Consider the following 20,529-nt stretch of genomic DNA (forward strand, 5'->3'; position numbering starts at 1 on the left):
CGGAACCGAGCCCGCGTAACCCGCTCTGCAGGTTTGTCCGGGTTGACCAGAAGCTGGTCCAAGCCCGTTCACCGGGGTTCATCCCCGCGCGGACAGCCATGCCCCTCGGTAGGCCCAGCTCGGGCATCCGGGCGAAATGGGTGCGTCTTCGTAGCCATCGACGGGCAGTACTGGCATTCATTCCCTGTGCGAGACGAATAGAGGGGCGACAGCAACGAGCAGCTGCGCCGGACGCTCCCGCGGCGCGTCGCTGGATGGATCGCCGTCGCCGCAAGCCTGGCCGGGATTTTGGCGGGGGTACTCCTGATCAAGGATCGCTATTTTCAACCCTCCTTCACCCTCATCAATTGGACAAAGGAGGTCAACGCGGTCTGCGACCAGCGCTACACCGACATGATCACCGCGATCAATCGATCAAGAGACTCCATGTACGCCGTGAATTCCGCCGTCGACAAGCTCGGAAAACCATCTGGACCGACCTTCGAGGATCTGAAGCCTCTCTTGAGCGCGGCTGCGAATGACCTGGACGTTCTATCACGATCTGCGGCACTTCTATGCCTCAGTGCTGATCAAGAACGGGGCGACGCCGAAGCAAGTACAGATGAGGCTTGGCCACGCCAAGCCGTCGATCACGCTGAACGTTTATACCCACTTGTGGGAGGCGGAAGAAGATCGGACAGCCAGCATGATGGAGGCGACTCTGGGCGATGTGCCCTGAGAGTGCCCTCCAGGTGTGGCGGACGGCTGACTTCCCAGCTCAGGAAGTCAGCCGTACACCCTGTGCGGGGGTGGCGCCCCCTGTGCTGCTCGACGGCACTGTCAGACAGTGCCCTCGTTGTTGACCGGGCCGACCTGGAAGACGTTGGAGCAGATCGTCCAGCGAGCCGGGACGAGGGTCGCGGTGTGCGAGGCCGGCGGGTAGATCCGCAGGTAGGTGCCGGTGCGCAGACAGGGCCCGCCGACGGGGCCGTTGGTGGTGCGGATGACCGCGAGGGTGGAGTGGGCGGGGGTGAGCGTCACCGTCGAGTAGGACTCGCCGGTGCGGGTGGCGGCCGGTCCGATCTGCCGGTGTGCGGTGTCCAGGGCGCTGACGCCCGGGTAGCCGCGCAGGGCGCACTTGGTGGTGCTGGTGTTGGTGAACCGGATGGTCCAGTAGAGCGATCCGGCCGCGCCCTCCTTGCGGCCCATGGAGAGGTAGAGATCGCTCGCGGAGCAGGTGCGGACCCCGGCCGACGCCTGCGCCGCCGTCGAGGTCACGCCCCATGCGGCTCCGCCGGCCGTGAGCCCGGCGAGCGCGGCGGTCAGCAGGGCGACCGTGCCGCGACGGGAGAAGTGGTGAGGGAACAGAGACATGGCGCATCCGCCTCCATCGGGCGAATGGATGGATGAAGGTCATTGTGTTGGATGCGCCCTCACCGGAAAAAGTTGTGCCGTTCACCGGGAAAAATCCGCCCGGCCGTAGGCGCCTCCCGGACGGGGGTGCCTCCCGGCCGGGGCTCACCACCCCTCGACGCCCTTCGCGAGACGCCGGTGCCACCAAGGTTCTGTCCGCGCCGCCAGCGGATCAGGAAGCGTGAGGCGCAGGTAGCGGCGAATCCGGCGGGCGGCCGCTCTTCCGCCGCAGCCGGTGTAGGAACTTCACCGGCTGCCGGGCAGGCGGGCGGCACGGCGTCGGGGGAACCGTGGTCGTCGCGCCTACGCTGGAGCCGTCAGCCCAGGGCCGAGCTGTCGGTCCGTCCGACGAGTGCTGCCTGGAGGAGCCCCATGGGCTGGACCGCGCAGGACATCCCTGCCCAGACCGGCCGCCTGGCCATCGTCACCGGCGCCAACAGCGGCCTCGGATACGTCACCGCACGGGAGCTCGCCCGCAAGGGGGCCCGCGTGGTGCTCGCGTGCCGGAGTGAGGCGCGGGGGCGTGACGCCGGGGAGCGGATCGTGGCGGAGGTGCCGGGGGCCGAGGTCGAGGTGGAGCGGCTGGACCTCGGGGATCTGGCGTCCGTGCGGGACTTCGCGGACCGGGTGCCGTACGAGCGGATCGACCTGCTCGTCAACAACGCGGGTGTGATGGCGCCGCCGTACGGAACGACCGCGGACGGGTTCGAGACGCAGTTCGGGGTCAATCATCTCGGGCACTTCGCCCTCACCGGGCTGCTGCTGCCCGCCCTGCTCGCCACCCCGGGCTCCCGCGTCGTGACCGTCTCCAGCATGATGCACGCCCTCGCCAACATCGACGTCAACGACCTCAACAGCGAGCGCCGGTACCGGCGTTGGGTCGCCTACGCCCGGTCCAAGACCGCCAACCTCCTGTTCACACACGAGTTGGCGTGGAGGCTGACCAGGCACCACGCCGACCTCGTCGCGGCCGCCGCCCACCCCGGCTACGCCGCCACCAACCTCCAGACCGCAGGGCCGCGCGCCGAGGGGCGCAGGGGCGCCGAGCGGGTCATGGAGATCGGCAACCGGGTCTTCGCCCAGCCGGCGGAGGCGGGCGCGCTGCCCACGCTGTACGCGGCGACCGCGGCCGGCGTACGACGGGACGCCTTCTTCGGGCCGTCGTTCGCGATGTGGCGGGGTGAGCCCGCGCCGTCCTGGCGGGCGCCCTGGACGCTCAACGACGAGGTGGCGAGCATGCTCTGGGATGCCTCGGTGCGGCTGACAGGCGTGGAATTCGGTGCTCTCAAGGTGTGACACACCACCGCAACACCCCCTCCGTAATCCCGGCGCACGGTTGATCGTTGTGCCGTGCAACGACGACCGACGTCAGGGGGCACACGATGAGGAGCATCAGCCGCAGGACGCTTCTGGCGGCGGGTGCGGGCGCCGGACTGCTCACGGCATGCGGGTCCGACACGGGGCGCGGGGCAGGCTCGGGGCCGACGCTGTCGCAGTGGTACCACCAGTACGGCGAGGCCGGCACCCAGCAGGCCGTGCAGCGGTACGCCGCCGCGTACCGCAAGGCCGACATCGGCGTGCAGTGGCGGCCGGGCGACTACGACCAGCAGACCGCCGCCGCCCTGCTCACCGGCGCCGGCCCGGACGTCTTCGAGGGCAGCCCCACGCTCGACCAGATCCAGGGCGGCCAGGTCGTGGACCTCACCGATCTCCTCGACGGGGTCGAGGACGACTTCAACCCGGCCGTCCTCACGCCCAAGACCCACGACGGGAAGATCTGGGGCATTCCCCAGGTCGTCGACACGCAGTTGCTCTACTACCGCAAGAGCCTGCTCGCAGACGCGGGAGTCGAACCGCCCGCCACCCTGGACGCCCTCGTCGACGCCGCGAGGAGACTCACCAGCGACAAGGTCAAGGGACTCTTCCTCGGCAACGACGGGGGAGCGGGGGTCCTTGGCGGAACTCCGCTCTACGCGGCGGGACTCCGGCTCGTCACCGACGACGGCAAGCCCGGCTTCGACGACCCCTGCGCCGCCCGCACCCTCGGCAAGCTCCACCAGCTCTACGCCGACAAGTCCCTCCTCCTCGGCGCACCCGCCGACTGGGCCGACCCCTCCGCCCTTCTCCAGGGACTGACCGCCATGCAGTGGTCCGGACTGTGGGCGCTGCCCCAGGTGCAGAAGGCGCTCGGCGACGACTTCGGGGTGCTGCCCTTCCCGAAGGACGGCAGCGCCGGCCGACCCGCCGTTCCCGTCGGTGCGTACGGCGCCGTCGTCAGCGCGCGCAGCAGGCATCAGGAGGCCGCCAAGGCGTACGTGAAGTGGCTGTGGGTCGAACGCACCGACTACCAGGAGGACTTCGCCCTCTCCTACGGTTTCCACATCCCCGCCCGGATCTCCCTCGCCGAGAAGGCCACCAAGCTGAAGTCGGGCGCTGCCGCCGACGCCGTCCGCTTCACCACCGAGCACGGCTACGCCCAGCCCCTGCTGTGGACCCCGGCCAGCCAGACCGCCTACCAGGACGCGCTCAGCCGGATCATCAAGGGCGGTGCCGGTCCGGAGAACGAACTGCGGGCCGTCGTACGGAAGGTGTCCGCCGAGCTCGACCGCGCGAAGAAGAATGCGAAGAAGAATGCGAAGAAGAAGTCGTGAGCAGGCGGAACACCCTGTGGTTCTGGGTCTTCGTCGGGCCCTTCGCCCTCGGCCTCGCCCTGTTCACGTACGTCCCGCTGCTGTGGAGCGCGGCGCTCAGCTTCTTCGACGCGCACAACACCGTCACGCCCACGCACTTCGTCGGACTGGACAACTACACGGCGATACTGCGGGACGCCCCGTTCGTCGACAGCCTGCGGACCTTCCTCGTCTTCACCGCGTTCATCGTGCCCGTCACGTACGTGTGCTCGCTCGCCCTCGCGCTGATGGTCAACCGGCTCAGGCGCGCCCGGGCCTTCTTCCGGTCGGTGTTCTTCCTGCCCGCCGCGTGCAGTTACGTCGTCGCGGCGCTCGTGTGGAAGATGTCCCTGTTCAACGGGGTGCGGTTCGGGCTCGCGAACACCGTGCTGGGGTGGTTCGGCGGCGATCCGGTCGCCTGGCTGTCCACCACCGAGCCGCCCTGGTACTGGCTGGTCGTCGTCACCGTACGGCTGTGGCTGCAAGCCGGGTTCTACATGATCCTCTTCCTCGCCGGGCTGCAGCGGATCGACCCCGCGCTGTACGAGGCGGCCGCCGTGGACGGGGCCCGGCCCGGCTGGACCGTGCTGCGGCACATCACGCTGCCCCAGCTGCGGGCCACCTCGGTCGCGGTGGTGCTGCTGCTCGTCGTCAACGCCTTCCAGGCCTTCGACGAGTTCTACAACCTGCTGTCCGACGCCAGGGGGTATCCGCCGTACGCCCGGCCGCCGCTGGTCTACCTCTACTACACCGCCCTCGGGCAGGGGCAGAACCTCGGGCTCGGCAGTGCGGGGGCGGTGATCCTCGCACTGGTCGTCGCCGTCGTCACGGTGGGGCAGGCGCGGTGGCTGCGGCTGGGGAGGACGGACGCCGATGGATGACGCCCTGGTGCGGGCCGGGCGGGCACTGCGGCTGGTGCTGCTGATCGCGCTCGCCCTGCTCTTCCTGATCCCCTTCTATCTGCTGGTCCGCAACGGTCTGTCGAGCGAGCAGGACATCACCTCGCCCGAATGGACCTTCCTGCCGGGTGAGTTGAGGTGGGGGAACGTCCGGGAGCTGTTCGACGATCCCTCCGTGCCCTTCGCCCGCTCCCTCCTCAACTCCGCGCTGATCGCCGTCGCGACCACACTCGGCACCCTGCTCCTCACCTCCCTCGCGGGCTACGGCCTCGCCCGCATCCCCTACCGGCACGCGGACAAGGTCTTCTACGGCGTCCTCGGCACCCTCCTGGTCCCGGCCGCCGTGACGTTCGTACCGAGTTTCGTGCTGGTGTCCTCGCTGGGCTGGATCTCCACGCTCCGGGGACTGATCGTCCCGACCTTGTTCTCGGCCTTCGCCTGCTTCGTCTTCCGGCAGTACTTCCTCGGGTTTCCCCGGGAGGTGGAGGACGCGGCACAGGTCGACGGGCTCGGGTACTGGCGTACGTACTGGCTGGTCGTCGTGCCGAACGCACGGCCGGTGTTCGCCGCCGTCGGGACCATCGTGTTCCTCGGCGCGTGGAACTCCTTCCTGTGGCCGCTGGTCATCGGGCAGGACCAGAGCGCCTGGACGGTGCAGGTGGTGCTGTCGACCTTCACGACGTCCCAGGTGATCCGGCTGCACGAGCTGTTCGTGGCCGCCGCCGTGTCGATCCTGCCGTTGCTGCTGGTGTTCCTGTGCCTCCAGCGGTGGATCGTGGCGGGGGTGGAGCGGACGGGGATCGACTAGGGCCAGTAGGGTTCCCGGCATGCGGTGCTGGATATGCGGCTCGGACCGGCTGAGTCCGGTCGGGGAACTCACCTCGGGTGAGCGATGGAACGAAAGCCTTCAGCTCAGGTTCCGCCGCCCGGGAATCCTGAAACCCCGGCCGACGTTCGACGCCGGACTCGCGCGTGCCTGCCGGGACTGCGGAGCCCTGTTTCCGTTCCTCGACGAGTACGCCCGGCAGCAACTGGACGCGGTGGCCGACGGCCTGAGCGATGTCGAGGGGGCCCAGTCGCACCACTACGGGGTGTCCGACGGCTCCGGCCCGTGAACCCGCGTGCTCACAGGGAGCCGCCGCTGTCCACCACCAGGTCGGTGCCGACGACCGAGGCCGCGGCGTCGGAGGCCAGGTAGAGGACGGCGGCGGCGACCTCCTCGGTGGCGGAGATCCGGCCGAGCGGGAGGGTGGCCTTCGCGCGCTCGGTGCGGTCGGCCTCCGTCTCGCCGGGGCGGAGCGACATCGAGGTGGCGGTGGCACCCGGGCTGACCACGTTGACGCGCACGCCGTCGCCGATGTGGTCCAGGGCGGCACCCCGGCTGAGGGCGGTCACGGCGGCCTTGGTCGCCGCGTAGGCGGCCGCTCCGGCGGAGGTGGCGTGCCGGCCGAACGTGGAGGACACGTTCACGATCGCGCCGCCCGACGGCTGGGTGCGCATCTGGCGGATCTGGGCCTGGAGGGCCAGGTGGACGCCGGTGACGTTGATCGCGAGCTGGGTGTGCCAGTCCTCCTCCGGCAGCTCCGCGAGCGGCTGCCCGCCGCGGAAGACGCCGGCGTTGTTGACGGCCACGTCCAGCGAGCCGAAGTACCCGACGGCGGCCCGGACCAGCGCCTCCGCGTCGTCGGACCGGGAGACGTCGGCGGTCACCGCGAGGGCCTTGCCGCCCTGCTCCTCGATCAGCCGGACGGTCTCCTCCAGGGGGTCCCGCCTGCGCCCGGCGGCGACGACATGAGCGCCCTCCGCGGCGAACGCGAGGGCGACGGCCCGCCCGATGCCGGAGCCGGCGCCGGTGACGAGGGCGGTCCTGCCGGTGAAACGCCTGGTGGTCATGGCCTCAGTCATGATCTCCCCTTTTCTTGACCGATCGGTTCAGTATGAGGGTGGGCAGAGGCCCTCTCATGGAGGGCCGTACATCAGTCCAGCAGGGTCAGTGCCTGCTCCGCCGCGTCCCGCACGCGGGCCGGGTCCGAGGACGCCTTGCCGACGACCCGCAGGCCCTGCATCAGCACCAGCAGCGTGCGGGACAGGGCGAGCGGGTCGCGGTCGGACGGCAGCTCGCCCTGGGCCCGGGCGCGGACCAGCGCGGTGCGCAGGACCGTCTCCAGGTGGTCCCAGTTGCGCTCGACGCGCCGGGCGGCGGCCGGATCGTGCGGGGCCAGCTCGGCCGCCGTGTTGGTGACCAGGCAGCCGCTGCGGCGCAGTTCCCCGTGCGCCGCCTCGTCCGCGTAGCGCCGTACGACCGCTCGTACGGCCGGCAGCGCGGGGCCCGGCTGGGACAGCTCGTGCACGATCCGCGCGAGTCCGGCCTGCTCGTACCGGTCGAACGCCTTCAGGTACAGCTCGTGCTTGTTGCCGAACGTCGCGTACAGGCTCGCCCTGCCGATGCCCAGGTGCTCGACCAGGTCGTTCATCGACGTCGCCTCGTAGCCGCGCCGCCAGAACAGCTCCAGGGCGGACTGCAGCGCCGCGTCGGGGTCGAATTCCTTGGTCCTGGCCACGTGACGCAGCCTAGGTATTTCTGGAACGATCAGTCAAGCGATCCGGCTGCTATGAGGTTCATGCGGCAGCGCGTCCCCGGCAGAGGAGCGTGCGCAGGCGGTCCGGGAGTGCGGGGCCGTGGGTGCGGTGGGCGCACAGGAGGGGTGGGCCGGTGCGGCCGTCGCGGACGGAGGTCCTTCCCGGCTTCGCGACGTGACCCGAGGCCGGTTTCGTGGCGCGGCCGGGCAGGGCCTGGACGCGGCCGACGGCGTTGCCGAACAGTTCCGTGAACCACAGGTGCCGGTCGGGGCCGGTCGCGATCTGGAAGGGAACCTTGTCCGCGCCGTCCGGCACCGGGAACTCGGTGATCCGGCCGTCCGGCGTCACCCGGCCGACGCGGCCGGACTGCTCGGCGAACCAGAGGTTGCCGTCGGGGCCGTGGGTGATGCCGTCCGGGCCGGAGTCGGCGGACGGCAGCGGGAACTTCGTGATGTGCCCCGATCGGTCGATCCGCCCCACGGCGTTGGCGCCGGGCGCGGTGAACCACATCCCGCCGGGGCCCGCGGTGATGTCGAAGGGGAAGTCGAAGTCTCCCAGCGGGAATTCGGTGACCCGGCCGTCCCTGTCGACGCGGCCGATCCTGCCGCTGATCGTCTCCGTGAACCACACGGTGCCGTCCGGCCCGGCGGCGATGCGGTAGGGGTCACTGTCCGGCGTCGGGATCGGGTACTCGGTCACGGTGCCGTCGGGTGCCCTCCGGCCGATGCTGTTGGTCCCGGTTTCGGTGAACCACAGAGCGCCGTCCGGGGCGCTGGTGATCCCGGTCGGACTGCTGTTCGCGGTCGGCAACGGGAACTCGGTCACCTGGCCCTTGGTGGTGATCCGGCCGATCTTGTTGCCGGAGAACTCGGTGAACCACAGGGCGCCGTCGCGTCCCTCGGCGATGTCGAAGGGAGAGCTGTCCGGGGTTGGGACCGCGTAGTCGGTGACGGTGCCGCCGGTCGTGATGCGCCCGATCCTGGACGCCCCCGACTCGGCGAACCACAGCGCCCCGTCCGGCCCCGCCGTGATGGCGGCGGGGAAGCTGTCGGCGGTGGTGGTGATCGGGTACTCCGTCACCTCCCCCGTGCCGGCCCCGGCGGGGGCGGCCACCGCTGTGGCGCCGATCAGGCCGCCGACGAACGCCGTCATCAGTCGGGGCGTACGTCGGCGAGACCTAGGACGGTCGGGCATGGGGGCAACCCTTCTCCAGGAACACCGAATCCGGACATACGGTCATGAATCTGACTGTATGTCCGGACTCAGGCTAGGGTTCGCTCCCGGGCCGCACGAGTCGACTGCTCCAAGCGGCTGACCGGCTCCGGGTCAGGTGCTGCGCACCGCGTTCGTCAGGTGCTGCGCACCGCGTTCGTCAGGTGCTGCGCACCTGGTATGCCGCCACCCGCACCGACTCGTCGTCCAGGCACTGCCCGGACTCCAGGTCGAAGCGCTGCTTGAGCAGCGGGGACGCCACGAACGGGCGGCCCTGGTGGGTGCCGGTCAGGCCGCGGGAGAGGACCGCCGCGCCGCCGAACGGGTCGCGGTTGTCGATGCCGTACAGCCGGCCGGTGCGGTCGCGGAACAGGGCGACCTGGCGGCCGTCCGGCAGCAGGGCGGCCACGCCCCGGCCGGGCAGCAGCCGGCTCAGGTCGCAGACCGTGAACCACGCGCCCTCTTGGGAGTCCAGCCGGATCTGAACCTTCAGGTCGGTCGTCTCGGGTGCCAGGGTCATCGCTGGGCGCTTCCTTCCAGGGGGCGGTGGCCGATGGTCAGCAGCGGCAGGTCGGGCTTGATCTGGTCGCGCTCGGGCACGAAGCCCACGACCGGGTCGGGGGTGTCCGGCGCGTTGACGAAGGACACGAACCGGGCGAGCTTCTCGGGGTCGTTGATGGTGGTCGCCCACTCGTCGGCGTAGTGGGACACGTGGTCCGCCATCAGGGACTCCAGCTCCTCGCAGATGCCGAGGGAGTCCTCCACGACCACGTCGCGCACGTGGTCCAGGCCGCCGGGGATCCGCTCCAGCCAGGTGGAGGTGCGCTCCAGCCGGTCTGCGGTGCGGATGTAGAACATCAGGAACCGGTCGATCAGACGGACCAGCTCGGCGTCCGACAGGTCCTGGGCCAGCAGGTCAGCGTGGCGCGGGGTGGCGCCGCCGTTGCCGCCGACGTACAGGTTCCAGCCGTTGGAGGTGGCGATCACGCCGAAGTCCTTCGACTGGGCCTCCGCGCACTCGCGGGCGCAGCCGGAGACCGCCGACTTGAGCTTGTGCGGGGAGCGCAGGCCCCGGTAGCGCAGCTCCAGGTCGATCGCCATGCGGACCGAGTCCTGGACACCGTAGCGGCACCAGGTCTGCCCGACGCAGGACTTCACCGTGCGCAGCGCCTTGCCGTAGGCGTGGCCCGACTCGAAGCCGGCGTCCACCAGGCGGGTCCAGATCAGCGGGAGCTGCTCGACCCGCGCGCCGAACATGTCGATCCGCTGACCGCCGGTGATCTTCGTGTAGAGACCGAAGTCGCGGGCGATCTCACCGATCACGATCAGGCCCTCGGGGGTGATCTCACCGCCGGGGATGCGCGGCACGACCGAGTACGAGCCGTTCTTCTGCAGGTTGGCCAGGAAGTGGTCGTTGCTGTCCTGGAGCGCCGCCTGCTCACCCTCCAGGACGTAGCCGCTCACGCCGATCGTCGGGGCGAGGGAGGCGATGATCGACCCCACCGCCGGCTTGCAGACCTCGCAGCCGTCGCCGCCCCGGGCGTCCTCGCGGCCGTAGCGGTCGAGGAGGTCCTGGTAGGTGTTGATGCGCAGGGCGAGGACGATCTCGTACAGCTCCTCGCGGGTCTGCGAGAAGCAGCCGCACAGGCCCTTGTCGACCTCGACGCCGGAGGCCTCCAGCTCGGCGGTGACCAGCTGGCCGAGCACCTTGACGCAACTGCCGCAGCCCGTACCGGCCTTGGTGCACTTCTTCACCTCGGGCACGGTCGTGCACCGGTGGTCGGTGACCGCGCCGCGGATCGTGCCCTTGGAGACGTTGTGGCAGGAGCAGATGATGGCCTCGTCCGGCAGGGCGGACGGGCCGAGCTGGGCCCCCGAGCCCGCTCCGGCGGGCAGGACGAGCGACTCGGGGGAGATGGGCGGGACCGAGCCGGTCAGGGCGCGCAGGGTGCCGTAGGCATCCGCGTCGCCGACCAGGATGCCGCCCAGCAGCGTGCCGTCCCGGCCGATGACCAGCTTCTTGTACAGGCCTGCGCGGGAGTCGGAGTAGACGACGTCCAGGCAGTCCTCGGTGGTGCCGTGCGCGTCACCGAATGAGGCCACGTCCACGCCGAGCAGCTTCAGCTTGGTGGACAGGTCGGCACCGGTGAACGTCAACTGATCGGTCTCGTCGGCGGCGATCGTGGCCGCCGCGGTCTCCGCCTGCTCGTAGCCGGGCGCGACCAGGCCGTACACCCGGCCGTCCGCGGCCAGCGCGCACTCGCCGATCGCGAACACGTGCGGGTCGGAGACGGTTCGGCACTGCTCGTCGACCGTGATGCCGCCGCGCTCGCCGACGGTCAGGCCGCAGTCGCGGGCCAGCTGGTCGCGGGGGCGGACACCGGCGCTGAACACCACCATGTCGGTGGCCAGCTCGGAGCCGTCGGACAGCTTCATGCCGGTGACGGCACCGGCCTCGTCGACCACGATCTCCTGGGTGCCCACGCCCGTGTGGACGGTCAGCCCCATGTCCTCGATCGTGCGCAGCAGAGCCGCGCCGCCGCCCTCGTCGACCTGCACCGGCATCAGGCGCGGCGCGAACTCCACGATGTGGGAGGTGAGCCCGAGACCCTTCAGGGCGCCGGCCGCCTCAAGTCCCAGCAGGCCGCCACCCACCACGGCGCCCACCTGGGCCTTCGCCTTAGCGTACGCCTCGATCGCGAGCAGGTCCTCGATCGTGCGGTAGACGAAGCAGCCCTCGGCGTCCTTGTTGGGGACCGGCGGCACGAACGGGTACGAGCCGGTGGCGAGGACGAGAGTGTCGTACTCGAAGACCTGGCCGGACCTGGCCGTGACCTTCTTCGCCGCGCGGTCGATCGTCTCCGCGGGGTCGCCGACGTACAGCTCGATGCCGTGCGTGTCGATGAACTCCATGTCGGTCATGGACAGTTCCTCGGGCGTCCGGCCCGAGAAGTACGAGGTGAGGGCGACGCGGTCGTACGCGGGACGCGGCTCCTCGCACAGCACGACCACGCGGTGCGTGGCGGTCAGGCCGCGCTCGGCGAGCGCTTCGAGGAAGCGCTGGCCGACCATGCCGTGGCCGACGAGCACGATCGTGGGGGTGGCCCCCAGGGTGGCGGTCATTCAGGAGCCTCCATCGTTGGTGAGCAGGTGGAGCAGCGGGCCTTGGTCGGGGAGCGGCTCTGCTCCCTCCCAGGCGCGGGCGAGCGCGCCGACGGTGCCGAGTTCACCGACGAGGACCCCGCCGACCAGGCGGTCGTCGCGGACGACGACCTTGCGGTAGGTGCCCCGGGTGGCGTCGGTGAGCTGTACGACGTCGTCGCCGGGGCGGGGTTCGGTCTCGCCGAACGCGGCGAGGTCGAAGGGGGAGTCGGGACCGGTGAGGGTCAGCCGGGTCAGCGCGCGGGTGCCGGTGTAACGGGCGCTCGTGTCGCCCGCGAGCAACTCGGCGAGCAGGTCGGCCTGTTCGAGGGCCGGGGCGGCGAGGCCGTAGACCGTGCCGTCGTGCTGGGCGCAGTCGCCGATGGCGTGGATGTGCGGGTCGGAGGTGCGCAGCTCGTCGTCGACGAGGACGCCCTTGCGGACGGCGAGGCCCGCCTGCTCCGCGAGACCCGCGCGCGGCCGCACCCCGCAGGCGAGGACCACGAGGTCGGCGTCGAGGGCGTACCCGTCGGCCATCTCCACCGAGCGGACCGCGCCGCCGACGCAGCGCACGTCCCGTACCCGGCACTCGGTGTGCACCTCGACGCCCAGGTCCCTCAGGTGCCGCAGCACCAGCCGGGAGGCGTTCGGGTCCAGCTGGCGTTCCATGAGCCGCTCGGCCTGCTGGGCGAGGACCACCTGCGCGCCGCGCACGGCCAGCGCGCGGGCCGCGGAGACCCCGAGCAGCCCGCCGCCGATGACGACCGCCCGCACACCCGGGCGTACCGCCTTGGACAGGCCCAGGCAGTCGTCCATCGTGCGGAACGAGTGGACGCCCTCCGGCAGCTGGTGGTCGGGCGCGAACAGGCCGCGCAGCGGCGGCAGCACGGGATTCGAGCCGGTGGCCAGCACCAGCGTGTCGTATGCGATCGACGAGCCGTCGGCGCACTCCAGCCGGCGCGCCGTGCGGTCGATGCCGGTGACGCGGGTGCGTACCAGGCCGCCGGGTGCGGGGAGGGAGATCACTTCCGGGGCGTACCGGCCGGCCAGCACCTCGGCGAGCAGGACCCGGTTGTACGGCCGGTGCTCCTCATCGCCGACGAGCAGCGCGGGCATGCCCAGCTCGCCGAGCCGCCGGGCGAGCCGTACGCCCGCGAGGCCGGCGCCGATCACCACCACACGCGTATTCGAGGTCATGCAAAGGAGCGTGCGGCCCCGACGTTACCCGGCCGCATCACTCCTGTTTCCCACGAGGAACGCTGCCCTCAGCAGGGGCGGACCGGCGGTGTGAGGGTCCCGCGCGCGCACCTCGGAGCGCTGTGAGGGTCAGCGGCTGCCGGTCAGGTGGGCGAAGACCACCACGTTGCCCTGGTAGCCGGTGGCCCTCGAATAGGCGCCGCCGCAGGTGATGACCCGCAGCTCGGGGCGCCTGGCCGCGCCGTACACCTTCTCGTCGGGGAAGTTCCGGGCCGCGTACACCTCCACCGCGTCCACGGTGAACACGGCGGTGCCGCCGTCCTTGCGGTCCACCTCGACGACGGCGCCCCGCTTCAGGGCGCCGAGGTTGTAGAAGACGGCGGGGCCCTCGGTGTTGTCGACGTGGCCGGCGACGATCGCGGTGCCCGTCTCGCCGGGCGTGGTGCCGGCCTCGTACCAGCCGGCGAGGTTCTTCTCCGCGGCGGGCGGCACGTCCAGGCTCCCGGCACTGGTGAGCGCGAGGCCCATGAGGGGGGCGCTCACCTTGATCGCGGGGATGCGGATCCGGGTGGGCGGGGACGGGTCGAGCGCGGGGGCCGCCAGCCGCTCCTCGCCCGGGTCGGGGCGGCCCTCGGCGGCCGCCGGCTGCGGCGGCGCGTGCGTCGCGGCCCCCGTGCCGAGCAGCCACACCGCCGAGCCGAGGGCCACGACGGTGACCGCGGCTATGGCGGTGTCCCCGATCCTTCGCATACGAAACCACTCTCCCGGAGGCGAACCTCCCGCGAGGCGGGACTTGGGTGGGTCCCCTGAAGCGGACCCCCGTCCCCCTCCGAGCCGCGAGGGGCATCGGACCCGGAGGGGGCGGGACTTGCGGTACCGGCGGACGGACAGCGGAGGGTGTCCGTCAGATCCCGTCGCCTCTCGCCCGGCGATGCAGGAGCCAGGTACCGCCCGCGGCGGCGACGGCCAGAGCCGCCACACCCGCCGTGGTCTGCACGGGGTCGGTGCCGAGTGCGCCGCCGACCCCCGTCTTCACGCTTCCTCGCGGCTGCACCTGCTCGTGCGCCGCGCCCAACGCCACGACCAGGTCGCCCGTGACCTGCCTGGTGCCCTCCGCGCACTGCGCGACGATCTCGTACGTCCCCGGCTGCGCGCTCGGCGGCACCCGGAACTGTCCGATCGCCTCGCCCTCGTGCGTGCTGGGTGCCAGCGTGAAGGTCCCGGCGCCGACCGCGCCCGCGTCACCGAGCGCCGTGCCCCTGTCCCCGCAGGCAGCCGTGTTCACGGTGACCTGGCTGCCGGGCATGGTGGTGGACGGGTACACCTGCAGACTGCCGGCGAGGGAGTCGAAGGGGCGCGCCGGTGCCGAGAGCGCGAGCGCGCGCAGGCCCGCAGGGCTGAGCACGGTCGCGCTCTCGGCACCGGCTGGAGCGCCCCGGAGGCGAGCCGCCGTGCGTACCGCCTCGCCGTGGGCCGGTGCCGTGGCGAGGCCTGCCGCGGCGACGGCGAGCGCGGTACCGGTCAGCAGACGGGCGGTGCGTCGCATGGTGCTCCCCAGGGCTTGTCCGACTCGTTGATCCGACTCGTACAGGGGGCGCGGCCCCTGCCCTTCCGAGGTAAGTCGCACTCGAGCCCGTCCGCTTCCTGAGACTCTGTCAGAAATGCGATGAACGGGTGGCGCCCGCGGCCCCCGCACGGCCTAGCCGGGTCGAGTTCTGGCAGGTCATGGGCGTGCGTGAGGATCTGTATGAAAAGAACACAAATGGCGCCCCGTTCGGGTGTGAACGGGTGATCCGGCGACCGGTGCGGCCTGCCCTACGGATCGTCAGCCCTCCCCAACCGCCCCCGGAGCGCTGGCACCTGACTCCGCGGGACTAACGCGGCAGGCGCTGGACCAGGCCGTCGAGGACGACGTCCAGACCGTAGTCGAACTTGGCCTCGCGCTGCTGTGCGGGGTCCGTGGCGGCGGCGTCGGTGGAGGCGTAGGCGGCGGCGAGGTTGGTGTGGTCGGCCGCGGCCTGCTGGGCGGCGGGCAGCAGACGGGCGACGAACTCGGCCTCGGTCTGTCCGGAGCGGGCGACCGTGGTGAGCCAGGCGGCCTCGGTGGTGCTCATGCCGATCACGTACGCCAGCAGTGCGCTGATCGCCCCCTCGGGGTCGGGGAAGCCGGTCCCGGCGAACAGGGCGGCGAGCCGCTCGTTGAGGGCCATCAGATTGGGGCCCAGATAGGCGAGGCCCGCCTGGCCCATGACCGTGGACAGCCAGGGGTGCCGCAGGGCGGTGGCGCGGAAGGAGTGCGCGGTCTCGGCGGCGGCCGCCCGCCAGTCGGGGCTGTCGGCGGGCGGGACCCGGATCTCGGCGGCGACCTCGTCCACGGCCAGTTCCATCAGCTCGTCCTTGGTGGCCACGTGCCGGTACAGCGAGGTCGCGCCGGCGTTCAGCCGGGCGCCGAGCTTGCGCATGCTGAGCGCCTCGATGCCGTCGGTGTCCAGCATGGCGATGGCCTCGCGGACGATCGCCTCCCGGCTGAGGGAGGGCTGGTCGGCCTCGCGCCGCTGCCGGGCCCAGACGGAGGGGATCGGGTTCGGCTCGTTCCTTGCGGCCATCGGCGGACTCCTCTGTGTGCGTACGTCGTTCGCATCCAGCGTACAGAGTTCAAGGGTTGCGCACACTGTTCCGAGATGCGTACGCTGTGCGCATCACAAGGAACGGTGTTCGCAAGATCGGAACGCTGTACGCAGCACGGTGTACGGCGACACAAGGGGGAACTCCCATGGAAACCCGCAACCCACGTCGCTGGTGGATCCTCGTCGTGCTCTGCCTGAGCACGCTGGTCCTGGTGATCGACAGCATGGCACTCACCGTGGCGGTGCCCGCGATGACCGAGGACCTCGGCGCGAGCGCCCAGGCCGTCCAGTGGATCCTCGACTCCTACGTCCTGGTCTTCGCCGGCCTGCTGCTCACCTCCGGCAGCCTCGGTGACCGCTTCGGCCGCCGGAAGGTGATGCTGATCGGCCTGCTGCTGTTCGGCGCGGCCTCACTGGCCGGCACGTTCGCCGCCGACCCCGGCCAGGTGATCGCCGTACGGGTGGCGATGGGCGTCGGCGGAGCGCTGATCATGCCGTCCACGCTGTCCATCCTCATCACCGTCTTCGACGAGGAGGAACGCGGCAGGGCGATGGCGGCGTGGGGCTCGGTGTCGATGCTCGGCCTGGTCGGCAGCCCGGTGCTGGGCGGTGTGCTGGTCGACCACTTCTCCTGGCACTCGATCTTCTTCCTCAACGTCCCCGTGGTCGCGCTTGCCGTCCTCGCCGGCGTGACCCTGATGCCGGAGTCGAAGGCGCCCTGGCAGAAGGCCGACCCACTGGGCGCGGTGCTGTCCGCGGCCGGGATGACCGCGCTGGTCTGGTGGATCATCGAGATCCCGCAGCACGGTGCCTTCGGCGGCCGTTCCCTGGTCAGCCTGACCGTCGCGGTCGCCGCGCTCGCCGCGTTCGTGGTCCGGGAGAACGTCACCGAGTCCCCGATGGTCCCGCTGGTCCTCTTCAAGCACCGCAATTTCACCGGTGGTTCGCTCTCCCTGGCCCTGGTCCAGATCGGCAACGGCGGCCTGCTGCTGGTCCTCACCCAGTACCTGCAGTTCGTCCTCGGCTACTCGGCCATCAAGGCGGGCCTGGCCTTCCTGCCGCTGGCCGTGACCGCGATCATCGGCAACACCGGGGGCGTGAAGCTGGCCGCGAAGATCGGCAACCGCTTCGTGATCCTGACCGGCATGCTGATCATGGTGGCCTGTTTCGCCCTGCTCACCACGGTCGACGCGGGCTCCGGCCTCACCGTCCCGGCGATCGCCCTCGGCCTCCTCGGCCTCGGTGCCGGCGCGGCCATGCCGGCCGCGGTCGGTGCCCTGATGGGCACCATCCCGGCGGACAAGGCGGGCGTCGGCTCGGCCCTGAACGACACCGTCCAGCAGGCCGGCACCGCCCTCGGCATCGCGATCCTCGGCTCGCTGCTCTCCAGCGGCTACACCGACCGGATGCCCGCCGACGCCCCCGCCCAGGCCCGCGAGTCCATCGCCGGCGCCGTCGCCGCGGCCCACCCGGGCCTCCTCGGCACCGCCCGCGAGGCCTTCACCTCGTCGATGTCCACCACCTTCGCGCTCAGCGCCCTCGGGGTGCTGGCGGCGGCGGTGCTGGCGGCGGTGGTGATGCGGGACGGCGAGCCGGAGCGGGTCGGGGAAACCCCGGGGCGGGAGGCGGAGTTGGCGGCCTGAGCGGAGCGCACACCAGAAGGCCGGTGCCTGAACAGGCACCGGCCTCGTGGCGTTCCAGGGGCGGTTCAGCTCACGTTCACCGCGCTCCAAGCCGCCGCCACCGCGTTGTACTCCGTGCTCCCCGCGCCGTAGAGGTCCTTGGCCGCGTTGAGGGTGGCCGTGCGGGCGGCCTTGTAGTTCGTGGAGGACGTCATGTAGACCGTCAGCGCCCGGTACCAGATCTTGCCGACCTTGTCCCGGCCGATGCCGGTGACCGTCGAGCCGTTGTAGGTCGGCGAGTCGTAGCTGACCCCGTTGACGGTCTTCGCACCGCTGCCTTCCGCCAGCAGGTACGCGAAGTGGTTCGCGACGCCCGATGAGTAGTGGACGTCGAGGTTCCCCACCGACGAACTCCAGTAGTCCGCCGAGTTGCCGTCCTTGGACGGCTTGTCCATGAAGCGCAGGGCGGGCTTGCCGAAGCCGGACTTCACGATCTTCTCGCCGATGAGGTAGTCACCGGGGTCGGACGGGTTGTTGGCGTACCACTCGACCATCGTGCCGAGGATGTCGGAGGTGGCCTCGTTGAGCCCGCCGGACTCGCCCGAGTAGGTCAGCGCGGCCGTCTTCGAGGTCACGCCGTGGGACATCTCGTGCCCGGCCACGTCCAGCGCGACCAGCGGCCCGAAGGTGCTGCCGTCACCGTCGCCGTACGTCATGCAGAAGCAACTGTCGTCCCAGAAGGCGTTGTTGTAGTTGTTGCCGTAGTGGACGCGGTTGTACGAGCCCTTGCCGTCGCCCGCGATGCCGCTGCGGCCGTGGACGTTCTTGTAGTAGTCCCAGGTCTCGTTGGTGCCGTACTGGGCGTCGACGGCGGCCGAGGAGCGGTCGGAGTTGCTGCCCGTGCCCCAGTGGTTGTCGGCGTCCGTGAACAGGGTCGCGGGGGCCCGGCTGAAGCAGATGCCGAAGAAGCACAGGTCGGTCTTGTTCTCCGCGTCACCGGTGTAGGTGTTGCCGCGGGTCGGGTCCTTCAGCTGGTACGAGGAGCCGGACTGGGTCGTCTCCAGCGGGACCGTTCCGCCGTACAGCGACTTGCCGTCGCCGGTGGCCGTTTCGATGCTGTCCCAGGCGTCGATCTGGGCGCCGGTGCGGGCATCGGTCAGCACGGTCCGGGCGACCGGGTTGCCGAGCGAGTCCTGGCCGACGGCGTTGGTGCGCCAGGCGAGCTTCGGGGCGCCGTGCAGCGCGTCGACGACCAGCTCGGGCTTCGCCTTCAGGTTCCTCAGCGTGTCACCGAGGTTGACGGCGCGCAGCGCGTTCACTGCGAGGTCGGCGGCCTTGGGGCCGGACACCTTGGGGACGATCGAGGACAGGGAGACACGGGTCCTGGTCGCCCGGTCGGCGCTGCGGAAGGCGCCGCTCGGAGCGAGATGGACCACGAAGTCGCCGCCGAGTACCGGGAGTTGGTGGTACGTGCGGTCGTAGCGGACGTGCTGGGTGCCGTTTCTGTCGACGATCACGTCCCGGACGCTGGTGTCCTGCGCGGAGGTCAGACCCAGGCTCGCGGCGTGCGCCACGAGGGCCGAGGCCGCGTTCTCGATGGCTCCGGCCCGGGTCGGCCGGGTGTCGGCGTGCGCGGCGGGGGAGAGGGCGGCGGCCAGCAGGGTCGCGGTGGTGGCGGCGATGCCGGCGGTGGCGAGACGATGCGTTCCTCGGACGTGCAGACGTATCCGGCTCATCTGTCTCCTTGGGGAGGCGCCTTCGAGGCGTGGGGGTGGGGCGTGGGGGTGGCGCTGATGTCCGACTGAGATTTAAGGGCGCATGACATGTCATGTCCATAGCGACGTCATGGAGATGTGTGCGGAGTCGAAGGGGGTACAGAATCGTTTCCGTGATCACCCCGGACGCCCGAGACCCGCTGCCGTTCTTCGTCTACGGCACCCTTCGCCCCGGCGAGCCCAACCACGACCTGTTCCTGCGCGGCCGCACGCACACGGAGGAACCGGCCCGTCTCCCGGACGCGGTGCTCTACGACGGCCCCGGCTACCCCTACGCCGTCGAGGCCCCCGGGGAAGCGGTCAGCGGCGACCTGGTCACCGCGCTCCCTCAGGCCTACGGCCGGCTGCTCGCGGAACTGGACCGGCTGGAGGAGTACGCCCCGGACGACCCGCGCAACCTGTACGAGCGCGTCGCCCGGGACGTCGTACGGGCCGACGGCACGGCCGTCCGGGCCTGGGTCTACGTGGCCGCGCCGCGCGTCGCCGCCCGGCTGCGGGCCCGGGGGCGGCTGATAGCGGGCGGGGACTGGCTCGCCCGCCGCTGACTCAGCCCAGCAGCGTGAGCCCCTCGGGCACGGCGATCCCGAACTCCTCCTCCACCACGCGCCGCGCCTCCGCCTCGTCGGCGAGCCTGCGCTCGGTCACCGTGCCGTCGGCCCGGGTCTCGACCAGCCGGTCACCGTCGAGGGCGAGATGCCGCTCGGGAGTGGTCCGCTGCAGGTAGAGGCGGTGGGTGAAGGGGGAGCGGGGGTTTGTGCCGACGTGCCAGTTGAACACCTCGAAGTCGGGTGCGGCGAACGGCTCCATGGTGAACGCGTACTGGCTCACCCAGTCCCGCGCGTTCCGGTCGTACGTCTGCAGCGCCCACAGCTCCAGCGGCCCGCCGTGCGGCAGGTGCACGAACCGGTGCCGGCGTCCCGCGCCCTCGAACTCCTCGCCGGCGGTCAGCGGCACCGGCGCCAGCAGCGCCCCGGCCGCTCCGAACCCGACGTCCGCCAGATACGGCAGCGGCTCACCCGGCACCTCCACCCGCAGCGTCATGTGCGTACGCGGCCGGCTCTCGGGTGTCTGCGCACCCAGGACGACCCGGCCGGCCAGCCCGGTCACACGGAACCCGAGCGCCTCCAGGGCCAGCCTGAGCAGGGTGTTGTGCTCGTAGCAGTAGCCACCGCGCCGACCGCGGACGATCTTGGCCATCAGGTCGCCCGGGGCGAGGGAGGGAGCCCTGCCGGACAAGGGGTCCAGGTTCTCGAAGGGGAGGGACAGCGCGTGGGCCAGGTGCACACCCCGCAGAGTCGCGAGATCGGCCCGCCTGCCCCCCTCCCATCCGATGCGCACCAGATAGGCGTCGAGGTCGAACTGCTCGGTGTCGGACATACCGCGAACCTACGCGAGCCCCACCCGCCACCACCGCG

General features: G+C 71.1%; 19 protein-coding genes and 1 pseudogene. 8 read left to right on the forward strand and 12 right to left on the reverse strand.

What is annotated here, in order from left to right; genetic code table 11:
• Positions 1-535: 535 nt before the first annotated feature.
• Positions 536-718, forward strand: a pseudogene (locus ACWC5O_RS21975) (tyrosine-type recombinase/integrase); the annotation flags it as partial.
• Positions 719-819: 101 nt separating this feature from the next.
• Here the strand turns inward: ACWC5O_RS21975 and ACWC5O_RS21980 are convergent.
• Complete coding sequence (locus ACWC5O_RS21980) at positions 820-1,353, reverse strand: DUF4232 domain-containing protein (RefSeq protein ID WP_450589847.1); 534 nt, start codon at positions 1,351-1,353, stop codon at positions 820-822.
• A 411-nt stretch (positions 1,354-1,764) separates the two neighbouring features.
• Between ACWC5O_RS21980 and ACWC5O_RS21985 the strand changes: the two genes are divergently transcribed.
• The 5 genes from ACWC5O_RS21985 (at position 1,765) to ACWC5O_RS22005 (ending at position 6,075) form a co-directional block, all read left to right on the forward strand.
• Entirely contained in the window at positions 1,765-2,688 is a 924-nt protein-coding gene (locus ACWC5O_RS21985; RefSeq protein ID WP_450589848.1) for an oxidoreductase, read from the forward strand.
• A gap of 86 nt (positions 2,689-2,774) precedes the next feature.
• Positions 2,775-4,043 carry an ABC transporter substrate-binding protein gene (locus ACWC5O_RS21990; RefSeq protein ID WP_450589849.1) on the forward strand — a complete coding sequence of 423 codons (1,269 nt, stop codon included), beginning with the start codon at positions 2,775-2,777 and terminating at the stop codon, positions 4,041-4,043.
• Positions 4,040-4,942 carry a carbohydrate ABC transporter permease gene (locus ACWC5O_RS21995; RefSeq protein WP_450589850.1) on the forward strand — a complete coding sequence of 301 codons (903 nt, stop codon included), beginning with the start codon at positions 4,040-4,042 and terminating at the stop codon, positions 4,940-4,942. Before ACWC5O_RS21990 ends, ACWC5O_RS21995 begins: the two co-directional genes overlap by 4 nt.
• Positions 4,935-5,768 (forward strand): carbohydrate ABC transporter permease, encoded by an 834-nt coding sequence (locus ACWC5O_RS22000; protein ID WP_450589851.1) that lies wholly within the window; start codon positions 4,935-4,937, stop codon positions 5,766-5,768. Before ACWC5O_RS21995 ends, ACWC5O_RS22000 begins: the two co-directional genes overlap by 8 nt.
• A 19-nt stretch (positions 5,769-5,787) precedes the next feature.
• Positions 5,788-6,075 carry a hypothetical protein gene (locus ACWC5O_RS22005; protein WP_450589852.1) on the forward strand — a complete coding sequence of 96 codons (288 nt, stop codon included), beginning with the start codon at positions 5,788-5,790 and terminating at the stop codon, positions 6,073-6,075.
• A gap of 10 nt (positions 6,076-6,085) precedes the next feature.
• Here the strand turns inward: ACWC5O_RS22005 and ACWC5O_RS22010 are convergent, their stop codons facing one another.
• The 9 genes from ACWC5O_RS22010 to ACWC5O_RS22050 all read right to left on the reverse strand — a co-directional run bounded on the left by ACWC5O_RS22010 (position 6,086) and on the right by ACWC5O_RS22050 (position 15,696).
• Entirely contained in the window at positions 6,086-6,853 is a 768-nt protein-coding gene (locus ACWC5O_RS22010) for an SDR family NAD(P)-dependent oxidoreductase (protein ID WP_450589891.1), read from the reverse strand.
• Between the two features lie 83 nt (positions 6,854-6,936).
• Complete coding sequence (locus tag ACWC5O_RS22015; protein WP_450589853.1) at positions 6,937-7,521, reverse strand: TetR/AcrR family transcriptional regulator; 585 nt, start codon at positions 7,519-7,521, stop codon at positions 6,937-6,939.
• A 58-nt stretch (positions 7,522-7,579) separates the two neighbouring features.
• Positions 7,580-8,692, reverse strand: coding sequence for a Vgb family protein (locus ACWC5O_RS22020; protein ID WP_450589854.1), 1,113 nt, complete (start codon positions 8,690-8,692; stop codon positions 7,580-7,582).
• 220 nt (positions 8,693-8,912) lie between these two features.
• A complete protein-coding gene (nirD, locus tag ACWC5O_RS22025; protein ID WP_450589855.1) occupies positions 8,913-9,272 on the reverse strand; it encodes a nitrite reductase small subunit NirD in 360 nt (119 codons plus the stop codon).
• On the reverse strand, positions 9,269-11,875 hold the full coding sequence (gene nirB, locus ACWC5O_RS22030; RefSeq protein ID WP_450589856.1) for a nitrite reductase large subunit NirB: 2,607 nt from the start codon (positions 11,873-11,875) through the stop codon (positions 9,269-9,271). Before nirB ends, nirD begins: the two co-directional genes overlap by 4 nt.
• A complete protein-coding gene (locus tag ACWC5O_RS22035; RefSeq protein WP_450589857.1) occupies positions 11,876-13,090 on the reverse strand; it encodes an NAD(P)/FAD-dependent oxidoreductase in 1,215 nt (404 codons plus the stop codon). It lies immediately after the preceding gene.
• Positions 13,091-13,219: 129 nt separating this feature from the next.
• On the reverse strand, positions 13,220-13,840 hold the full coding sequence (locus ACWC5O_RS22040; RefSeq protein ID WP_450589858.1) for a class F sortase: 621 nt from the start codon (positions 13,838-13,840) through the stop codon (positions 13,220-13,222).
• A gap of 154 nt (positions 13,841-13,994) precedes the next feature.
• The gene (locus tag ACWC5O_RS22045) at positions 13,995-14,636 is read right to left on the reverse strand and encodes a hypothetical protein (RefSeq protein WP_450589859.1); all 642 of its coding nucleotides are present in this window, start codon (positions 14,634-14,636) and stop codon (positions 13,995-13,997) included.
• 328 nt (positions 14,637-14,964) lie between these two features.
• On the reverse strand, positions 14,965-15,696 hold the full coding sequence (locus ACWC5O_RS22050) for a TetR/AcrR family transcriptional regulator C-terminal domain-containing protein (protein WP_450589860.1): 732 nt from the start codon (positions 15,694-15,696) through the stop codon (positions 14,965-14,967).
• A gap of 167 nt (positions 15,697-15,863) precedes the next feature.
• Here ACWC5O_RS22050 and ACWC5O_RS22055 point away from each other — a divergent pair, with 167 nt between their 5' ends.
• Positions 15,864-17,360, forward strand: a complete 1,497-nt coding sequence (locus ACWC5O_RS22055; RefSeq protein ID WP_450589861.1) for an MFS transporter — start codon at positions 15,864-15,866, stop codon at positions 17,358-17,360.
• Between the two features lie 65 nt (positions 17,361-17,425).
• Here the strand turns inward: ACWC5O_RS22055 and ACWC5O_RS22060 are convergent, their stop codons facing one another.
• A complete protein-coding gene (locus ACWC5O_RS22060) occupies positions 17,426-19,075 on the reverse strand; it encodes a M4 family metallopeptidase (protein ID WP_450589862.1) in 1,650 nt (549 codons plus the stop codon).
• A 152-nt stretch (positions 19,076-19,227) separates the two neighbouring features.
• Here ACWC5O_RS22060 and ACWC5O_RS22065 point away from each other — a divergent pair, with 152 nt between their 5' ends.
• Entirely contained in the window at positions 19,228-19,659 is a 432-nt protein-coding gene (locus ACWC5O_RS22065) for a gamma-glutamylcyclotransferase family protein (RefSeq protein WP_450589863.1), read from the forward strand.
• 1 nt (position 19,660) lies between these two features.
• On the opposite strand, the gene ACWC5O_RS22070 is transcribed toward ACWC5O_RS22065, so the two are convergent.
• The gene (locus ACWC5O_RS22070; protein WP_450589864.1) at positions 19,661-20,491 is read right to left on the reverse strand and encodes an arylamine N-acetyltransferase family protein; all 831 of its coding nucleotides are present in this window, start codon (positions 20,489-20,491) and stop codon (positions 19,661-19,663) included.
• Positions 20,492-20,529: the final 38 nt, after the last annotated feature.

This window comes from Streptomyces sp. NPDC001450 (genome assembly GCF_053597295.1).

Coding starts and splice junctions, on each gene's coding strand:
- ACWC5O_RS21980 (WP_450589847.1), bottom strand. CDS start 1,353: ATGTCTCTGTTCCCTCACCACTTCTCCCGTCGCGGCACGGTCGCCCTG.
- ACWC5O_RS21985 (WP_450589848.1), top strand. CDS start 1,765: ATGGGCTGGACCGCGCAGGACATCCCTGCCCAGACCGGCCGCCTGGCC.
- ACWC5O_RS21990 (WP_450589849.1), top strand. CDS start 2,775: ATGAGGAGCATCAGCCGCAGGACGCTTCTGGCGGCGGGTGCGGGCGCC.
- ACWC5O_RS22000 (WP_450589851.1), top strand. CDS start 4,935: ATGGATGACGCCCTGGTGCGGGCCGGGCGGGCACTGCGGCTGGTGCTG.
- ACWC5O_RS22005 (WP_450589852.1), top strand. CDS start 5,788: ATGCGGTGCTGGATATGCGGCTCGGACCGGCTGAGTCCGGTCGGGGAA.
- ACWC5O_RS22010 (WP_450589891.1), bottom strand. CDS start 6,853: ATGACCACCAGGCGTTTCACCGGCAGGACCGCCCTCGTCACCGGCGCC.
- ACWC5O_RS22020 (WP_450589854.1), bottom strand. CDS start 8,692: ATGACGGCGTTCGTCGGCGGCCTGATCGGCGCCACAGCGGTGGCCGCC.
- nirD (WP_450589855.1), bottom strand. CDS start 9,272: ATGACCCTGGCACCCGAGACGACCGACCTGAAGGTTCAGATCCGGCTG.
- nirB (WP_450589856.1), bottom strand. CDS start 11,875: ATGACCGCCACCCTGGGGGCCACCCCCACGATCGTGCTCGTCGGCCAC.
- ACWC5O_RS22035 (WP_450589857.1), bottom strand. CDS start 13,090: ATGACCTCGAATACGCGTGTGGTGGTGATCGGCGCCGGCCTCGCGGGC.
- ACWC5O_RS22040 (WP_450589858.1), bottom strand. CDS start 13,840: ATGCGAAGGATCGGGGACACCGCCATAGCCGCGGTCACCGTCGTGGCC.
- ACWC5O_RS22045 (WP_450589859.1), bottom strand. CDS start 14,636: ATGCGACGCACCGCCCGTCTGCTGACCGGTACCGCGCTCGCCGTCGCC.
- ACWC5O_RS22050 (WP_450589860.1), bottom strand. CDS start 15,696: ATGGCCGCAAGGAACGAGCCGAACCCGATCCCCTCCGTCTGGGCCCGG.
- ACWC5O_RS22055 (WP_450589861.1), top strand. CDS start 15,864: ATGGAAACCCGCAACCCACGTCGCTGGTGGATCCTCGTCGTGCTCTGC.
- ACWC5O_RS22060 (WP_450589862.1), bottom strand. CDS start 19,075: ATGAGCCGGATACGTCTGCACGTCCGAGGAACGCATCGTCTCGCCACC.
- ACWC5O_RS22070 (WP_450589864.1), bottom strand. CDS start 20,491: ATGTCCGACACCGAGCAGTTCGACCTCGACGCCTATCTGGTGCGCATC.